The organism is Streptomyces deccanensis (assembly GCF_022385335.1).
Lineage (GTDB): Bacteria > Actinomycetota > Actinomycetes > Streptomycetales > Streptomycetaceae > Streptomyces > Streptomyces deccanensis.
Map to the genome: position 1 here is coordinate 6,701,135 of NZ_CP092431.1, position 17,643 is coordinate 6,718,777.

Consider the following 17,643-nt stretch of genomic DNA (forward strand, 5'->3'; position numbering starts at 1 on the left):
CTAGCGATCGGGCCCCTGGTCCTTCCCTGCCGTGGTCGTCGGCCGCCCCGTGGCGAACGCGACCGCGTCGGCGAGGTCGAAGAGGCGGCAGTGGGCGTGACCGACCTGGCCGGAGCGCACCGCTCCGGTCGCCTCGTAGGCGGCCCCCACCGCCGCGAACGGCGAGGAGTCCAGGCGCGCGTCGGTGTCCGCGTGCGGGCTCGCGGAGCGGCTCGGAACGCGGTACTCCGCCAGGTGGAACGCGGTGCACGCCTCGAAACCGACGCCCATCAACAGCACCCGGGCGCCGAGCTCTTCCAGTCTGCCCAGCGGTGACTCCTCGCCCAGGGCGCAGTCGGGGGAGTGGCCGGAGGTGACGTGGTCAGCCCGCGCGCCCAAGGCGGTGAAGGCACTCCACGGATGAGCGCTGCGCAAGGCGGCGGGCCGGGCCCGTACCGTCTCGGCCAGGACGCCGACGCCGGAGCCCGGCGCGGTGTACGGGCCGGACGCGGGCGTCCGGCCGGGGGCCTCCTCAGGTGCCGGGGTGTAGACCACGAGCGTCCCGCTGGGTCCGAGGACGTCCGACAGCGCGCTCACCATGGTCTCCGCGCCGCTGGAGACGGGCCCGACGGTACTCAGGGCGGAGTGCACGAGGACGGTGTCCCCGGCCCGGAGCCCCAGTCCGCGAAGGTCCTGGACGAGGTCCGCTCTGCCGCGCAGCGCCCCCGCGGGTACGGGCCGACGCCGCACGGCCTCACGCAGCTCCGTCACGAACCGCTCGCCCGCGGGCAGCAGTTCGCCGCAGTCGAGCAGCGTGTGGGCGGCGGCGTCGGTGTGTTCGCGCCAGGTGTCGTACTCGCGTCGCGCACGCTCGCCTCCCGCCCCGGAGGCGAGTTCGGCGCGCCAGAAGTCCGTCACACCCAGATGCGCGTACGTCCCCTGGAGCAGCGCCCCGGCGGGCCGCGGGTCCGGCCGCCACGGAGCGTGGTAGCGGGCCTCCGTCGGAGGGCCGTGCAGCGGCAACAGGTCCAGCAGCGCGCCGAGTTGGACGTGCAGGAACTCGTGCACGAGGGTCAGTGCGAGCAGCACCGGGTCCTCGGGCAGGGAGGCGGCGACGGCACCGAAGGCGCGCCGGGCCGCCGAACTCACCTCGGTGCCGTCGGGTTCGGGACGCAGCGGGACCACGGTGGTCAGGCCGGCGGCGATGGTCTGCGCGTGCCAGGGATGCCGCCGCACGAGCACGGCCCAAGCGGCACGCAGCGCCCGTGTCCACTCTTGCGCCTGTCCGGCGGTGAGCGGTTCGGTGAGTTCGTGACCGTGCGCCTCACGGAACGGGCCGCGGTCGGCGAGCCGCAGTGCGAGTGCCATGCCGTCGCTGACGGCGTCGACGCGGTGCCACGCCCGCCGGCCCGGACCCGCCGCGAGTTGCTCCAACCACCGCAGATCGGTGGGCAGTCCGCGTTCCAGCGCCGTGAGGGCCCGAGTCAGGCCCTCGTCCAGGTAGGGGTGCAGCATGACCTCGCGCCAGGCCGCGCGGTCCCGCCGGTTCAGTTCCACCAGGCGGCGGTACACCGCTTCCGCCGCGCGCTCCTCCGGATGTCCGTGCGCTGTTTGGCGCAGGGCCCGCACCATCAGCATGCGTTTGCTCAGTTGCCCGTTCCGCAGCAGGTCCACGGCGGTCGCGCCGCCGCGGGCGCGGGCGAGGGCGCGGAAGACGGGGGCGGGGACGGTGTGCGGGACGAGATCCTGGCGGGGGCGTGGTGCGACACCGGCGCCCTGCCCTGTCGCTGCTGTCATCGGGACGCCTTCCGCCGGGGCACGGTCAGTGCGGCGACGTCCCGGCGCAGCCGGGCACCGATGTGGTCGACCAGCACCGCCAGGTCGTCGCAGTACACGGAGGGAGCCGAGAAGACGGGGGTGGCGTCGGGAGAGTATCTGTGGGCGTACAGGCCGCCGCCGCACACACGGGAGCGGACGCAGGAGCGGCAGACGGGGCCGAGCCCGCCCAACCCGCGCTGCCGGGCGCGGAAGGCGGGATGCGCGGCGGCGTCGGCGAAGGTGTCGCGGAACACGTGCAACCCGGTCTCGGGTGCCCCGGGATAGCTCACCTTCAGCGAGTCGGCCTGCTCGATCGCCCCGTCGGTCTCCACGACGACGAGGTCGATGGGGGTGAGCCCGACGACCTCGCTGCGGGCGGCACCGCCGAGCAGCAGCACCATGATCTCCTCGAACAGCCGGATGCCGGTCTCCCGGCTGGGGGCGCCGTACCAGCGGTCGAAGACCGCGCACAGCCAGTCGGCGTACGGGGTGCCCCGCAGGGGCGCGCCCGGTGCGGGAGGGGCCGACGGCGGCGAGGTCCGTGCGGCGAGCCCGGGCGGCGGAGCCTGCCAGGTCCCGTGCGGAAGTAACAGGTCCAGCCGGGGCGGAGCGAACCGCAGGAGCGCGTCGTACGTCTCCAGCGGGTCGGCGGTGGGGTCGATCACGCACAGCAGGCCGGCGAACAGGTGTCGGTGGGGCGGGCTCGTCAGCAGTTCTAGGGCGCGGGCGGTGGCGGAGTGGCTGCCTCGTCCGTCGGCCCGCCGCCGGTGCCGGTCGTGCCCGGCCGGGGTGCCGTCCAGGCTCACCCCGATCCGGACCCCGTGCCGGTCGAGAACGGGGAGCAGCCGCGGGTCCTCGGCCAGCCGGATGCCGTTGGTCTGCAGGGCGAAGCGCGGCGTGGCGATCCCGGCCAGGGCGTCCGCGACCGTCCCGAGGAGCGTTTCCAGGTATTCCGCCCCGACGAGCAGGGGCTCGCCGCCGTGCAGCACCACATGCACCTCGGACAGCCCGTGCTCCGCGGCGTGTTCGGCCATCAGTCGCGCCGCCCGCCGCACCGTCGCCGGAGCCATGCTCCGGGGCCGTTCCCGCCAACTCTGGTCGGCCGCCTCGTACATGTAGCAGTACGTACAGGCCAGGTTGCACCGGCTGTGGATCTTCAGCAGGAACTGCCGGAAGGGCACGGACTCCGTCCCGCTGTCCGGTGCGGCGGGCGGGGCGTGGGTGGCGGACATCGGCATCGATCGCTCTGGTACGGCGGCGGAGGAAAGAGGCCATCATAGGTACCCCGTGGGCGCCGTGTGGCTCTTGGGGCGGATGAGGTCAACTGGATCAGGTAGTCGGTGGTTCGATGTCCGAGTCGAGTCGTTTTCCGGCCAGTATCGTCCGCGTCGTGGGGTGTGTCTCGCCCAGCTTGTCCTGGGCCCTTCGCGCCGCCTCCGCCGCCAGCCGCGCCGCCTCCTCGACACGGCCGATCGCCCGCAGGCTCAGGCCCAGGTTGGAGGTGATGCTGATGGAGTCGTAGTGGTCGGGCCCCAGGATGTCGAGGAAGTACCGTCGGGCGCGCCGGTCCCACTCGACGGCCGCTTCCAGGTCGCCGGCCAGAGCGAGGTCGTTGGCGTGATTGATCATGCAGCTGAGGCTGTACGGGTGACTCTCCCCGACGATCCGTGACATCTGGTGCAGGGCCTTGTGGGACAGCTCGCGGGCGGAGTCCGTACTGCCCGTCAACCGCTGGTACACCGAGAGGTTGGTGGCGCAGGCCAGCGTGACGGGATGTTCCGCACCCAGGTAGGCGCCGTAGCGGTCCATGGCCCGTTCTGCCAGCTGCCGTGCTCGTTGTGGCTCCCCGAGCGCCGCCAGGTCGCAGGCGAGACCGCAGGCCGCGGCGAGCGTGTCCGTGTGCTCCGTGCCGTGCGCCTCGACGTACCGGGAGTGGATGTCCTCGTCGATCTTCTTCGCCTGCTCGTAGTCACCGGCCCGGCGCAGGGCGACGGCGAGGTTGCGGCGGGTCCTCAGCGTCTCCGGGTGACTGTCCCCGAGGGTCTGCTCGTACCACTGGACGGTGGTGCGCAGCAGGTCCAGGGCCTCCCTCAGACTCCCCGTCTCACGCAGATCCCGAGCGTAGTTGCTGGCGAACAGCAGGGAGTAGAAGTTGTCCCGGCCGCGCGCCTCGCTCTGCTGCCGGTAGGCGAGTTCGTGGAGATCGAGGGCCGCCCGGCGATCACCCGCGAGGTACTCCGACATACCGAGGTTGCTGGTGTACATGAGGGTGCGCGGGTGGTCGTCCCCCAGCGTCCGCAGGGCTCCGTCGAGGGTCTTGCGGTCGAGTTCCCGGGCCTCCACGTACCGGCCCAGCGCGCGCAGGTCGGCGGCGACGTTCCCGGCGGCCGCGAGCGTGTGCGCGTAGTCCGGGCCCTTGGTGCGGTGGAACCGCTCGAAGGTGTCCCGGTCGATCTCGTACGCCTTCTCCAGCCGCCCCCTGGAGCGCAGCACGTTGCCGAGCTGGATGCGGAGCATCAGGGTCTGTGGGTCGTCGGGGTGCCCGATGCCGCACGTCTTCCAGCGGGCCAGTGTGCGTTCCGCGAGCTCCTGACCGTCTGCCCGCAGGCCGCGTTTCCACAGGTAACGCACGGAATCGGTGACCCACTTGCGCACTTCGGGATCCGGGCTCTCGGCGGCCAGGCTGGGCCGCAGATGGGGCAGCAGTTCCGCGTAACGGTCCCAGTCCGCGGGGACGTCGGGGTCACCCGGGTCGGCGTCCACCAGCGCGGCGTGCACCACCCCGCGTGCCTGCGGTTTGCGTGCGTCGTCGACCTGGTCGCGGATGACCGCCTGCACCAGCCGGTGCACCGTGAGCGTCGCGCTGCTCTGATCGCTCTTGGCCAGACCGAAACGATTGATCGCACGCACCAGTTGGGCGACGGCCATCTCGTCGCGCGGCTCACCCGACGGCAGGGTCAACGCCTTGGTGACGGCTTTGCTGTAGAGGAGCCGCAACGGAATGGGATCGGGCCCGAAGAAGGAGCAGATCTCCAGCATCTCGGCCGCGGCCTGATTGACCCGACGCAGTTCGTCCACCGCCAGGTTCCAGGTCGCCGCGGCCGAGTGGGGGTAGTCCCGCTCCGGTAGCTGGGTCGTCTGCAGCACCTCGGTGAGGCGGTCCTTGAGCAGTGCCAGATAGGTGGCCACCGGCATACTGCTCTCGCTCAGCCAGACCGCGGCCTGGGCGACGGCCAGCGGCAGGTCGCCCAGTTCCCTGGCCACCTCCTCGGCGTCGGAGGCCGTGAGTCCGGTGTTGAGGCGGTGCAACAGGTCGGTGCTCTCCTGACGCTGGAACACCTCGACCTCGACCAGTCCCGCGTCGTTCACCCAGGTCCGGTCGCGGGACGTGAGAAGGACATGCCCACCGGGCGGCCCCGTAGGGAGGAACGCCGCGAGTTGTTCGGGGCGTCCGGCGTTGTCGTAGACCAGAAGCCAGCGGTCGAAAGGCTCTCCCCGTCGTAACGCCCGCAGCACCGACTCCGCTGTGCTCCCCACGTCCTCGCCGACCTCCAGGCCGAGGCGGGGCGCGAGATCGGCGAGGGCTGGGCGGATCAGACCAGGTTGCGCGGCGGGGACCCACCAGACCACGTCATAGGCCGCTTTGAACCGGTGTGCGTACTCTTGGGCGATCTGCGTCTTTCCCACTCCTCCGAGCCCGTAGAGGACCTGTGTCGTGTTGCCGGAGGTGAAGCCGTTGCGCAGCCGCTCGAGCAAGAAGCCCCGGCCGGTGAAGGACACGTTCCTGGATGGAACTCGCTGTACCGAGGGGGAGGTGCCGGGAAACGGCGGGGCGGGTGCGTCGGGAGCCGGCGCGACGCTGCCCGGGACGCGGGCGCGGCGGACCGGGCCGACGACCGACAGCAGTTGGGCCTCCGCCTCCTCGGGGGTGCAGTGGGTGAGGTCGGCGGCGAACCGTCCCCGGAAGGGGGCCCGAGCGGTGGTCTCGAACTCCTGGACGCGTACCGCGAGCAGAGCTCTGTCGGCGCTCTCCAGACCTCGCAACTGCTTCCAGACCTCCTGGGCACGCCGCTGCGCCATGTACTCGGGGGAGAGCAGGGCGAGCAGCCGTCCACGCCCCTTCAGGACGGGGGCGACCTCGGGCAGTGTCCCGGCGTCGGGTTCGGCGGTGCTGTGCAGCGAGACCTGGTATCCGATGACCTCCAGCCTGGCCGCGATCCATTCCGCCCACATCCGGTCGGCCGAGGCGTAGCTGACGTGGATGCGCGGCCACGACGTCCTGGGGTCGAGGTAGGCGGCACGCATCCGCTGCCGCTCGTCCTCCGGATGAGGGGCGAGGGATCGCACCCGGCCGTCGGTGATCCACGAGGTGAGCCGCTCGAACGCCGCGAGCAGGTTTCCCGGCTGGGAGGGCCGGTCCCGGACCGTGGCCGGTATCTCGGCGTAGGCGTAGTACTTCTTGTAGGGGACCTCGACCTCTCCCCAGTACTGGTCCTGCTCCGATTCGCCCAGCCAGGAGAGGAACGGTCCGAACTCGGCCCGGGCCAGGTCGCGGCCCCATTCGAGCAGTTCCTGTTCGCCGTCCTCGACACGCATGGGGACGGGGAGGATGCGCACGGGGTGGCGCACCTCCGAGGCCACCGACTGCGCGACGTCCAGGCCGCCTTCGATGCTCTGGTGGTTCAGCACGAACCCGTCGACGAGGACGTCCGGCATGACGGTGGTGCAGATCCCCGAGATGTCGCTGACACCGGTGCGGCTGTCGATGAGCACGTAGTCGTACGAGGCTTTCATCTCCTCCCGCAGCACCTGGAGGAAGGAGCCGCCGCCCAGACGTTCGTAGAACGCGCGCCAGTTGAAGCTGGTGACGTCCGCGGAGTACGAGGGGGACATGCGCCCGGCGGGCAGGAAGTCGAGCCGGCCGCCCCCGGGGAAGCGCAGGTCCAGGCCGGTGGTGCGAGGGCCGAGCCGGGCGTGGGAACGCAGTTCGTCCTCACTCATCACGGTGGTCCCGGCGCCGGGGGCCGGCGGTTCCCCGGGGCGTATCACCTGTCCGACGAAGGAGTTCACCATGTTGATCAGGCCGTCGGTGTCCCGCAGCTTCGGGTCGAGGAGGAAAGGGCGCAGATACCGGTGCAGCCCGGGGGCCTCGAGGTCCCAGTCGACCAGCAGCACCCGCTTGCCGTTGCTGGCCATGATCCAGCCGACGTTGACCAGGGCCATCGTGCGGCCCGTTCCACCCTTATAGCTATAAAAGGTGACTATCCGGCCGGTCTCCTGAGCCTCGGTCTCAGAGCTCATCGTCCTGATCCTTCCGCAGGGGCGTACGACCCGGCGGCTCGGTCGGATCGTCGGTGCCGGAGGGCGGCGTGTACGGGACGTTGAGTCCCGGCATGGGCGGTGCCGACGGCCCGGCGGGCAGCCGGCGCGGCACGGCCTGCTCCATGAGGCGGTTCTGGGCGACCACCACCATGCGGGCCAGCCTGCTCTCGAACCGTTGTCTTTCGACCTGGACCTGGAACAGCGGATCGTAGGGGTCGTTGCGCCGCATCCAGTTGCGTCTGAAGACCTGCTGAAGGTCGGTCCACAGCTTCTCGTCGACGGATTCCTCGTCCGTCTCGTGACACGGCACGAGGACGCCGGTGACAGGGTGGTTCTGCCGGTCGTAGTCGGACAGCGGAGCGCGGTACTGGCCTTCCCGGGCGGCCCACGCGTCGACCAGCAGCACGGAGGTCTGGTTGTTGTGCATGGCCTCGTCGAGCTTCTCGCCGAGGCCCCGGTCGACGACCTCCAGGCTGCTCGTGCACCCCTCGTCGATGATCACGCGCTGCGCCCGGTAGGCCACGGTGGGGTGGATCGGCGGGTGGTACGGCGTCCAGTCGAGCGGTGAGGGCCCGTAGTACTCGGGGCGCTGGCGGCCCGTGGGCAGGGGGTCGGTGACGCCCGCGGCGATGAACACCCGGACGTGACCCGTGGTGCGTCTCCCCGGGCCCGCGGGTTCCCGCCCCTCGAAGGGGCTGCGCACGGTCCCCAGGTCGAGGCCCTGCGCACGGGGCAGCCGGAAGAGATCGGCGACGTGGTGCACCCGCTTCGCGACGAGTTCCAGCACGGCGCGGTAGGCGCGGCCCCCCGGAGCGGACCGCAGCAGCCCCATCAGCCCCTGCTCCAGGTACTCCTGACCCATCGCCGGTTCGAAGTACTGGTACTTGCTGATCTCCGGCGGCATCGCATGGTGCAGGGGGACCCAGAGGACCGGTATGAGCGCCGGTACCTCGATGTCGGTCTGCTCGCGGTATTTCAGCAGCCGGGATTCGAAGGCGGCCCATTCCTTGCCGCAGTAGGGACTGTTGACATAGGCGGGTGAGCAGAGGGCCACCAGCGCCCGGCAGTGCCCGATCTCGTTGCCGAGCGCGCTCTCCCAGTCCATGCCCAGGCCGATCCGCTCGATGTCGAGGAACGGCTGTTGTCCGCCGCAGTCCGCGCCCAGGCGGCTCAGCTCTGCCAACAGGTCGTCGTAGAAACGACGCACGAAGGCGCTACCCCGGTCGTCCCGGCGCGCATAACTGAGGAAAAAGTACGGCTCTCGCTCCAAAGCACCCCCCGGCCGGCGTATCCGGCCGCAGGCGTTTCACCGCGCCTATGAGCCGGGATACGTGCGTGGCAACGTGATACCCCGCTGGACCGGGGCTCAACTCACCGAGGAGGGACGGATCGTAGTTGGCCGAAAGGCGGTGAGGAAGGCTGTGGACGGGTCAGAGAAGTGCCGACGCGAACGCGGCGAAGCTCTCGCCCGACGGGAATCGCACATCATGGAGCACCGACGCGAGAACCGTGTCCGGCAGGTCCTCGAGCGCTTCCATGGGCAGGTCGGTGATGTCCACCAGGTCCGAGACGTACTCGGGGCCGCTCGTCTCTCTCAGCACCTGAAGTGCCTTTCTACCTCGCGCGCGCCGATGGGGCGTGTGCTTCTTGTGGTCCGGTGCCACGCCGGGGACCGGGCGACGGGACAGAGCCTAGTCGCAGAGCGGCTCTGTTACGCAGCCGGAAGGCTCGCAAGAGGGAAATTCCCACCCTCTGCCACCGGTGTTCGGTGAGTTCCCTGTCGGAAACGTGCCGGTTCGGGGTGTCGATCTCCTGCGCTGGGCAGCTTCCGAGCAGGTCGGCACATCGGGCCGGGGGAGGGGGACCACATGTGGGTGGCATGGGCGATTCTTGGCGTGCTCGTCGTGTTCAACGGTGAGTTCCGGGTGCTGGCGGTCGCCGCCGGAGCGCTCCTGTTGTGGGCCGGACACAAGCGCGGCAGCATGCTGCTGACGGCGGCCGGGGCGGGGTTCCTCGCGCTGATGCTGTACGCGGTGTACTGATCCCGGCGCCGGCGGGCCGCTGAGGCCCTTCGTGGCTCAGGCCCCCGCCAACCCCGTCTTCACGCCCGCGCCGCACAACGGCACCACCGCGGTCCGCGATCCCAGCGCTCCCTCCCGAACCGCCGCCCAGCAGGCCACGCCCGTGGACTCGACGTACAGGCCGCGGGAGGCCAGGTCGCGCTGGGCATGGCGGATCTGATCCTCCGTCACCGTGAGGAAGGCGCCGCCCGAGTCGCGGACGGCGCGGAGGATCTGGCGGGCCCGGGGCGGGCGGGGGATGGCGATGCCCTCGGCGAAGGTGGGTGCCGCGGGAGTCGTTCCGACGAGGTCGTCGGCGCCCTCGGTCCAGGCGTGGGCGAGCGGCGCCACGGCGGCGGACTGGACGGCGTAGAGCGCGGGACGGCGGTCGATGAGGCCCGCCGCGTGCAGTTCGGCGACGGCGAGGGCCGCGCCCAGCAGCAGTGTGCCGTTGCCTACCGGTACGACGATCACCTCGGGGAGGCGGCCGCCCAGGTCCTCCCACAGTTCGTGGACGTACGTCTTGGTGCCGTGCAGGAAGTACGGGTTGTAGACGTGCGAGGCGTAGAAGACGCCGTCCTCGTCCGCCGCCGCGCGGGCCACCCGGGCCGTGGCCTCGCGGTCGCCGTCGACGAGGTGGAGCTGCGCGCCGTGCGCCCCGATCTGCTCCAGCTTCTTGTCCGACGTGCCGGCCGGGACGTACACCGTGCAGGGCAGCGCGGCCCGTGCGCAGTACGCGGCGACCGCCGTGCCCGCGTTGCCGCTGCTGTCGGCGATCACCTGCCGGGGGCCGAGCCGCAGGGCCAGCTCGGCGAGGAGGACCGCGCCCCGGTCCTTGAAGGACAGCGTCGGCATCAGGAAGTCGAGCTTGGCCTGGATGCCCTCCCGCAGTTCGACGAGCGGGGTCCGGCCCTCGCCCAGCGACACCGTGGGCGAGGCCAGGGGGAGGCATTCCGCGTACCGCCAGAGCGAGTTCACCCGGCCGGAGAGCGACTTCAGCGATGCCGGCGTGGGCGCGAAGTCCAGGTCCAGGGGGCCCCGGCAGGCCGGACAGCACCAGGCGAGGGAGGCGGCGGGGACGCGCGTACCGTCCGTCGGGCAGAAGCGATCCGGCAGAGGGGTCATGCACCGAAGATTAGTTGCGGAGGAGCACGTCGGCAGGGACGGCGGGCTGGTGGCCCAGGGACCCGGGTGACCCAGCCGCGTCCAGAAGCCGGCCGCCACGGTGGCCGAGGCACGCTCCGAAGCCCGTGCCACGGGGAGCATCCCGGGTCGCGGGGAGCGCCCGAGGCCCCCCGGCGCCGGTTCCGGGGCGCCCGGCGTATCGCCCGTGGCCGGACCCCGCTTACCATGCGCCCAGTCGTACGTCAGTTCCCCTCTGTTCGGTGCAAGGAGTGTCCGTACCCGTGGTCACACCCCCGCCCTCCGGGCCCCAGCCGCCTCACGGAGGTGGCCCGTTCCCGCCGTCGGGGCAGCCGCAGGCGGGCGGTGGCGGGCAGCCGCATCCGTACGGGGCGGCCGCCGAGCCCTGGGGCCGGGCCTGGGGGCAGCCGTATCCGGCCTGGGCCGCCGCCCCGCCCGTCAACGGGCTCGCGATCGCCGCGCTCGTGCTCGGGGTGCTCTGTTTCCTGCCGGGGATCGGGCTCGTGCTGGGCATCGTCGCGCTGGCGCAGATCAGGAAGAAGGGGGAGCGCGGCAAGGGCATGGCGGTGGCCGGAATCGCGCTGTCGACGGTCGGCGCGCTGCTGATGACCCTCGCCCTCACCACGGGCGGCGCGCGCGACGCGTGGGACGGCTTCCGCAGCGCGGCGAGCGACGCGGGCGGCACGTTCTCGGTGGCGAAGGGCGAGTGCTTCGACTCGCGCACCGACTCCCTGGAGGGGTACGCGTACGACGTCGACATCGTCCCGTGCGACGGTGAGCACGACGCCGAGGTCTTCGCCAACTTCCCGATGCCGGACGCCGATCGGGCCGACGGCGGCTACCCCGGCGACGACGCGGTCGCCGAAGCCGCCGACGACCGGTGCTACGAGCTCTCGGAGGCGTACGCCATGGACACCTGGGCGCTCCCCGCCGACGTCGACGTCTACTACTTCACCCCCACACGGGAGAGCTGGCGCTACGGCGACCGCGAGATCACCTGCATGTTCGGCAACGTGGACCCGCGGGCCCACCTGACGGGCTCGCTGCGGCAGGACGAGACGACCCTCGACGACGACCAGCTCGCCTTCCTGGAGGCCGACGCGATCCTGAACGGCGCCTTCGACGGGATGCCCGAGACGGAATACGTCGAGGACGACCTGGCAGGGCACAAGGAATGGGCGTCACAGGTGGTCGACGCCCTGGAGCGGCAGTCGTCCGCCCTGCGCGCCCACGACTGGGGGCCCGCCGTCGAACAGGCCGTCGCCGATTACGCCGAGGTCCTGGACCTGGCGCGCGAGGAGTGGGAGTCGGCGCACGAGGCGAGCGACGCCGACGACTTCACCGACCACTGGGACGCGGCGTACCGGCTGACGGACGGCTCCAAGGCCATCACCGCGCGCGAGGCTCTGGGGCTGGCCACCGAACCGCCGACGTACGACGACGAGGACACCGGCCGGGGCGACGGCGAGGGCGACGGCGAGGAGGGGCCCGGCGCGGAGGTGTGACGGCGTCCATAGTGGGGAGAAAGTGCCTGCGTAAAGCCCTCCCCGGGCACATGTCATCACATCGAGTGATTCTCTGGCCTTTGCTTGCATGGCCAACCCACGGTTGCCACGCTGTTGCTGTCTGTACATCCAGATGGGAGCGGCCAGTGACTTTCGGTGAGCAGCCGGCGTACTTGCGTGTCGCGGGTGATCTCCGCAGGAAGATCGTGAACGGATCGCTGCCGCCGCACACCCGCCTCCCCTCCCAGGCCCGCATCCGCGAGGAGTACGGCGTGTCGGACACGGTCGCGCTGGAGGCCCGCAAGGTGCTCATGGCCGAGGGCCTGGTGGAAGGTCGCTCCGGGTCCGGCACGTATGTGCGAGAGCGGCCGGTGCCGCGTCGCGTCGCCCGCTCCGGGTTCCGGCCCGCCGGGGGCGCCACCCCCTTCCGGCAGGAGCAGGCCGACGCCGGGGCGCGCGGCACCTGGGAGTCGCGCAGCGAGCAGGTCGAGGCGGGCCGGACGATCGCCGAGCGGCTCGCGATCCAGCCCGGCGACCGCGTGATGTGCACCAGGTACACCTTCCGGGACGCGGGGGAGGCGATGATGCTCTCCACCTCCTGGGAGCCCCTCGCCCTCACCGGCCGCACACCCGTGATGCTCCCCGAGGAGGGCCCCCTCGGCGGTATGGGCGTCGTCGAGCGCATGGCGGCCATCGACGTCGTCGTCGACAACGTCACCGAGGAGGTGGGGGCCCGTCCCGGACTGGCCGAGGAGTTGCTCGCCCTCGGCGGTGTGCCCGGGCATGTCGTCCTGGTCGTCCACCGCACCTACTTCGCCTCCGGGCGTCCGGTGGAGACGGCGGACGTGGTGGTGCCGGCGGACCGCTACCAGGTGGCGTACCACTTGCCGGTCAAGTGAGGCCGAGGCGCGGCCCGTTGGCGCATCGGGCGGAATTCGCGTGTTTCGCGTGTATCGGACGGTGACGCGGGCATGGGTCAAGTGGCCCTTGCCGGGGGGAAGTTGAAACCGTCACAGCCTGGGGGAACCGTCCGAACGTAGTTCGAATTCGGTCGTTCTTGGCAGCGGTTCGTCCTGGCGCCCGGTAGGTGCCCGTTTCGTGCGCAGGGCACGGGACCGCTGCTCGTCGGAGCGCAGGGGGGCGCGCGGGTGGTGATCGACGGCGCGTTCGACGGGGTGCGCCCCCCTCGTCTTGGCTGGTTGCGTACCTCTTTGTGAGAAGTCAGATTCGCTGCGTGAAGGTTGGGCGTACGCTCGGGCATATGCGGATTGCGGTTTCCTTAGGCGGCGGGGCGCGGCGGCATCCGGGGGCGGGACCTGGAGGGGTCGGGGCGGGAAGGAGCGGTGGGGGTCGATGAACGACGGCACGATCACTCTTCCCTGGCTCGTCATAAGGCAGGACGACAACGGCAATCGCTACCGGGTGGGCCGGTACGCGACGCGCGCCGAGGCGCAGAAGATCGCGGACAGTCTCGACGCCCGGGGGCACAAGCAGCTCTACTGGGTCGAACGCATCGGGCAGAACGGGCAGAGCGGGATGAATGGGAGCAAGTGACTCACCCCGCCCGGCGCTCATGGCCGCTCCCGTAGGCTCCCGCGCATGACCGAACCGATCGTGGTGGTGGGAGCCGCTCTGCTGAGCGGTGGCCGACTGCTCGCCGCGCGCCGCAGCGCACCGCCTGAGCTGGCCGGACGGTGGGAGTTGCCGGGCGGCAAGGTGGAACCCGACGAGTCCCCCGAGCAGGCGCTCGTGCGCGAGCTGCGGGAGGAGTTGGGCGTCGAGGCGAAGTCCGCGGAGCGGGTGCCCGGCGAGTGGGAGGTGCGGCCGGGCTATGTGCTGCGGGTGTGGATCGCGCACCTGCTCTCCGGCGAGCCTCGCGCGTTGGAGGACCACGACGAGCTGCGTTGGCTGACCGTCGACGAGGTGTGGGATGTCGACTGGCTCGATCAGGACGTGCCGGCGGTGATGGAGGCGGCGCGCCTGGCTTGGGGGGACGGCGGCATGTGATGCCGCACCGGGGGCCACGTCTCGCCCCCGCCGCCCCGCCGCCCCGCCGCCCCGCCGTCCCGTGGCCCTGCCTGTCCCGTGATGGGGCCCCTCGCTTCCCCTCAGGGATGAGGGGCTCCGTCACCGGCCCGTTCGCGCAGTTCTCGCGCCCCCTTTCGGCTGGGTCGGGGGTCAAGGGTTGTCGGTCCTACGCCGTTCGTGCCACAGTGCGCCCTCGTGCGCGGTACTTCGTGCGGGATATCGGGTATGTGCCCATTAACCCCATGAAACCGGACAGGGTCTGCTTCTGGACTGGGAAGTGATCGGCGTGATCGACAGCGGAGACGACTGCGCCGAGTGGACCTTTCCGGCGCAGCCGGGGGCGGTGCGCGACGCTCGCGCGGTGGTGCGAGGGCAGCTGCGCGAGTGGGGGCTCGAGGTGCTCGCGGACATCACCGCCCTGTTGGTGAGCGAGCTGGTGACCAACGCGCTGCGGCACGCGACGGGGCCCATCGGAGTGCGGCTCGTGCGTCCCACCGACCCCTCCGGGACTCTCCTGGTCGAGGTCTCCGACCCGTTGCCCGATCCACCGCGTGAACGCGCGGCCGATGTCGACGACGAGAGCGGCCGGGGGCTTCAGTTGGTGGCCTGTTCCTCGCGAGCCTGGGGTACCCGCCCCGGGGAGGCGGGCAAGACCGTCTGGTTCGAGCTGGCGGTTCCCGGCTGAGCGCCCCCGTCGACGTACGGGGCGAAGGTCCGGGTGCACGGCGGGGGTTCACGGCGTACAGCAGGGGGAGGGGGCGGCTCCCGGGGGCGCGCGTGCGACCGACTGGTTCAAGCCAGTAGCGCTGGCTGGAGTCTTTGATTCGAGGGGGCAACGCCTGGTTAGAAGACTTGGGAGTATGTCGCAGCCGGTCCAAAAACGATCGGGACCGTGCTGTGATCGTGAACACCGTGTTGCGCGGCGCCGTAGTGCTGGATACTGCGGGCAGCCGCCCCTGGTGACCGAAGCCGGACGCGGTGAGCTGGAGGGGACGGTTCGCGTGAGCGAGATACCAGCGAAGGCCACGAAGTCCACGGGTGCGGGTGGCCCGTCGGACCGCGCGAGGCCCGAGGCCGCAGACGATTCCGGCCTGGGCGGAGCCACGCGCGACAGCGGCGCCGCACGCGACAGTACGGCGGGCGAAACCGCCCGTGGGGCGGGCGGATCCGCCGGTCGTGCGGCGGTCGAACCCGCCGGTCGTGGAGGCGAATCCGCTGAGGACGCGGGTGTCATGGGTGGTCATGGGGTCGTTGACCCGATGTGGCAGACCAGCCCGCCCGGGTCCATGTACGACTACATCAAGGTCGCTTCGTTCTCGATCGGTCCTGACGGACTCGTCGACCAGTGGAGTCTGCGGGCCGAGCAGTTGTTCGGTATCTCGGCGGAGCGGGCCATGGGAATGGACCCCATCGAGGCGTTCGTCGACCCCGATCGGCGTGCCGAGGGCCAGCGGAAGATGGCCGAGGTCCTCGACGGCCGGGAGTGGACCGGGGTGGTCCCCTTCCGGGTGCCGGTCCCCGGCGGGGAGGAGGGGCTCGCCGAGGTCTATGTGATGCCCACCACCGTGGAGGGCGGCGAGCGGGCCGCCCTGTGCATCGTCGTGGACGTGCGGACCCTGCGTCGGATAGAGACCGACCTTGCCGCTTCGCAGGCCATTTTCGGCCAATCCCCGTTCGGTTTCCTTCTGATAGACACCGATCTCCGGGTGCGGCGCGCCAACCAGCGCTTCGCCACCATCTACGGGGGCGAGGTCGACGACCACCGCGGCCGGGGCGTGCACGACTATCTCCGGTCCCCGGAGGCCGAACGGGTCGAGGCGACCCTGCGCCGGGTCCTGGAGACCGGCGACTCGATCACGGACATGCACATCACCGGGTTCGTGCCCGGCTCCGAAGAGCGCCGCCACTGGTCCGTCAACCTCTACCGCGTGCACAGCGGCACCGGCCGCCCCATCGGCATCGCCTGGCTCGCCATCGACATCACCGCCCGCCGCGCCGCCGCCCGCGAGGCCGCCGCGGCCCGGCGGAATCTCGCCCTCCTCAACGAGGCGGGTTCGCGCATCGGCAACTCCCTCGATCTGGAGACCACCGCCCGCGAACTCCTCGACGTCGTCGTCCCCGGCTTCTGCGACCTGGCCACCGTCGACCTCTACCAAGGCCTGCTGGTGGGGGACGAGACCCCGCCCGGACTCGCCGACGGAAGCGCCGAACTGCGCCGGGTCGCCTTCGCCAGCGCCGTCTCCGACGCGCCGTTCGTCGGCGGCCCCGCCCCCGTACGCGTCGGGGCCGTCCACCACTACCCGTTCAACTCGGCCTGCTCGGACGCCCTGCGCACCGCCCGCCCCCAGGAGGTGCCCGAGGAGGGCAACCTGATCCAGTCGACGCTCGCCGTGCCGATGGTCGCGCACGACACCGTCGTCGGGCTCGTGCAGTTCTCCCGGACCAAGGGCAGCGAGCCGTTCGGCGAGCGCGACCGGGGGCTCGCCGTCGAGCTGGCCGCGCGCGCCGCCGTCTGCATCGACAACGCGCGCCTCTACCGCCGCGAACACGAACGCGCCCTCATCCTGCAGCGCTCCCTGCTGCCGCCGGGCGACCCCGAGGCCTCCGGGCTGGACATCGCCTGCCGCTATCTGCCGGGCAACGCGGCCACCGAGGTCGGCGGCGACTGGTTCGACGTCATCGAACTCCCCGGGCACCGCACGGCACTCGTCGTCGGCGACGTGATGGGCCGAGGGCTGCGGGCAGCGGTGGCGATGGGTGAACTGCGTACGGCGGTACGTACGTTGGCCCTGCTGGACCTGGAGCCCGCCGAGGTCCTCTCGGCGCTCGACGAGATCGCCCGTGGCCTCGGCACCCCCGGCGGCGTCCAGTCGACCTCCCGCACCGCCGCCAGCCGGCCCAGCGACAAGGACCTCTCCGAGGTCTACCTCGCGACCTGCGTCTACGCCGTCTACGACTCGGTGACCCGCCGCTGCACCTTCGCCAACGCCGGCCATCTGCCGCCGGTGCTGGTCGAGCCGGGCGAGAGCGCGCTGATGCTCGACGTGCCGCCCGGTATGCCGCTCGGCGTCGGCGGCGAGCCGTTCGAGGAGGTGGAGGTCGAACTGCCCGAAGGGGCACTGTTGGCGCTCTACACGGATGGACTGGTCGAATCGCGCGACCACCCCCTCGACGAGGGCCTCCAGGCGTTCGTCGGCGCGCTCACCGACCCCGGCCAGCCGCCGACCACGCTCCGCGCGGACACGCCCAGGTCCCTGGAGGACGTCTGCGACCACGTCCTCAACACCCTCGACACCCACCACGGCGAGGACGACATCGCGCTGCTGATGGCCCGGGTGCAGGGGCTGCCGGAGGACTCCGTCGGCGACTGGACCCTGCCGCGTGAGCCGCGCAGCGTGGGGCGCGCCCGGGAGTACGCGCGCGGACGACTGCTGGCGTGGGATCTGGAGCCGCTCGTCGACACGGCGGAACTGCTGGTCAGCGAGCTGGTCACCAACGCGCTGCGGTACGGCGAGGGCGAGATACGGCTGCGGCTGCTGCTGGACAGAACGCTGGTGTGCGAGGTGTGGGACGCCGGGCTCGTGCAACCGCGCCGGCGTCGCGCCCGGGACACGGACGAGGGCGGACGGGGGCTGCAACTGGTCGGGCTGCTCTCCGCCGCGTGGGGCTCGCGCCGGACGCCTCGCGGCAAGACGGTGTGGTTCGAGCTGCCGTTGCCGGGTGGTGAGCACGGCCTGACGGATCCGGCGGAGGCGTTGCTGAGCCTGTTCTAGGGCCGGCTGGGGGCG

Annotated in this window: 13 protein-coding genes; 7 read left to right on the top strand and 6 right to left on the bottom strand. The window is 71.5% G+C overall.

All coding sequences use genetic code 11. The features are described from left to right. The 5 genes from L3078_RS44795 to fxsA all read right to left on the bottom strand — a co-directional run bounded on the left by L3078_RS44795 (position 1) and on the right by fxsA (position 8,720). Positions 1-1,776, bottom strand: a complete 1,776-nt coding sequence (locus L3078_RS44795; RefSeq protein ID WP_338059532.1) for an AAC(3) family N-acetyltransferase — start codon at positions 1,774-1,776, stop codon at positions 1-3. Then, positions 1,773-3,035 carry an FxsB family cyclophane-forming radical SAM/SPASM peptide maturase gene (locus tag L3078_RS29915; protein ID WP_239757009.1) on the bottom strand — a complete coding sequence of 421 codons (1,263 nt, stop codon included), beginning with the start codon at positions 3,033-3,035 and terminating at the stop codon, positions 1,773-1,775. The genes L3078_RS44795 and L3078_RS29915 overlap by 4 nt, the downstream gene beginning before the upstream one ends. A gap of 91 nt (positions 3,036-3,126) precedes the next feature. After that, complete coding sequence (fxsT, locus tag L3078_RS29920) at positions 3,127-7,098, bottom strand: FxSxx-COOH system tetratricopeptide repeat protein (RefSeq protein WP_239757010.1); 3,972 nt, start codon at positions 7,096-7,098, stop codon at positions 3,127-3,129. Further along, on the bottom strand, positions 7,088-8,389 hold the full coding sequence (locus L3078_RS29925) for a TIR-like protein FxsC (protein WP_275593180.1): 1,302 nt from the start codon (positions 8,387-8,389) through the stop codon (positions 7,088-7,090). Before L3078_RS29925 ends, fxsT begins: the two co-directional genes overlap by 11 nt. A gap of 160 nt (positions 8,390-8,549) precedes the next feature. Further along, complete coding sequence (gene fxsA, locus L3078_RS29930; RefSeq protein WP_063774451.1) at positions 8,550-8,720, bottom strand: FxSxx-COOH cyclophane-containing RiPP peptide; 171 nt, start codon at positions 8,718-8,720, stop codon at positions 8,550-8,552. A 267-nt stretch (positions 8,721-8,987) separates the two neighbouring features. Between fxsA and L3078_RS29935 the strand changes: the two genes are divergently transcribed. Continuing rightward, the gene (locus L3078_RS29935; RefSeq protein WP_239757012.1) at positions 8,988-9,161 is read left to right on the top strand and encodes a hypothetical protein; all 174 of its coding nucleotides are present in this window, start codon (positions 8,988-8,990) and stop codon (positions 9,159-9,161) included. A 36-nt stretch (positions 9,162-9,197) separates the two neighbouring features. On the opposite strand, the gene L3078_RS29940 is transcribed toward L3078_RS29935, so the two are convergent. After that, entirely contained in the window at positions 9,198-10,304 is a 1,107-nt protein-coding gene (locus L3078_RS29940) for a threonine synthase (protein ID WP_239757013.1), read from the bottom strand. 281 nt (positions 10,305-10,585) lie between these two features. Here L3078_RS29940 and L3078_RS29945 point away from each other — a divergent pair, with 281 nt between their 5' ends. The 6 genes from L3078_RS29945 to L3078_RS29970 all read left to right on the top strand — a co-directional run bounded on the left by L3078_RS29945 (position 10,586) and on the right by L3078_RS29970 (position 17,628). After that, positions 10,586-11,827, top strand: coding sequence for a DUF4190 domain-containing protein (locus tag L3078_RS29945; RefSeq protein WP_239757014.1), 1,242 nt, complete (start codon positions 10,586-10,588; stop codon positions 11,825-11,827). A 146-nt stretch (positions 11,828-11,973) separates the two neighbouring features. Next, entirely contained in the window at positions 11,974-12,726 is a 753-nt protein-coding gene (locus tag L3078_RS29950; RefSeq protein ID WP_239757015.1) for a GntR family transcriptional regulator, read from the top strand. A gap of 454 nt (positions 12,727-13,180) precedes the next feature. Then, positions 13,181-13,381, top strand: a complete 201-nt coding sequence (locus L3078_RS29955) for an SPOR domain-containing protein (protein WP_239757016.1) — start codon at positions 13,181-13,183, stop codon at positions 13,379-13,381. 45 nt (positions 13,382-13,426) lie between these two features. Then, positions 13,427-13,834, top strand: coding sequence for a (deoxy)nucleoside triphosphate pyrophosphohydrolase (locus L3078_RS29960; protein ID WP_239757017.1), 408 nt, complete (start codon positions 13,427-13,429; stop codon positions 13,832-13,834). A gap of 298 nt (positions 13,835-14,132) precedes the next feature. After that, complete coding sequence (locus L3078_RS29965) at positions 14,133-14,540, top strand: ATP-binding protein (protein ID WP_239757018.1); 408 nt, start codon at positions 14,133-14,135, stop codon at positions 14,538-14,540. 274 nt (positions 14,541-14,814) lie between these two features. Next, positions 14,815-17,628 carry a SpoIIE family protein phosphatase gene (locus tag L3078_RS29970; RefSeq protein ID WP_420864117.1) on the top strand — a complete coding sequence of 938 codons (2,814 nt, stop codon included), beginning with the start codon at positions 14,815-14,817 and terminating at the stop codon, positions 17,626-17,628. Positions 17,629-17,643: the final 15 nt, after the last annotated feature.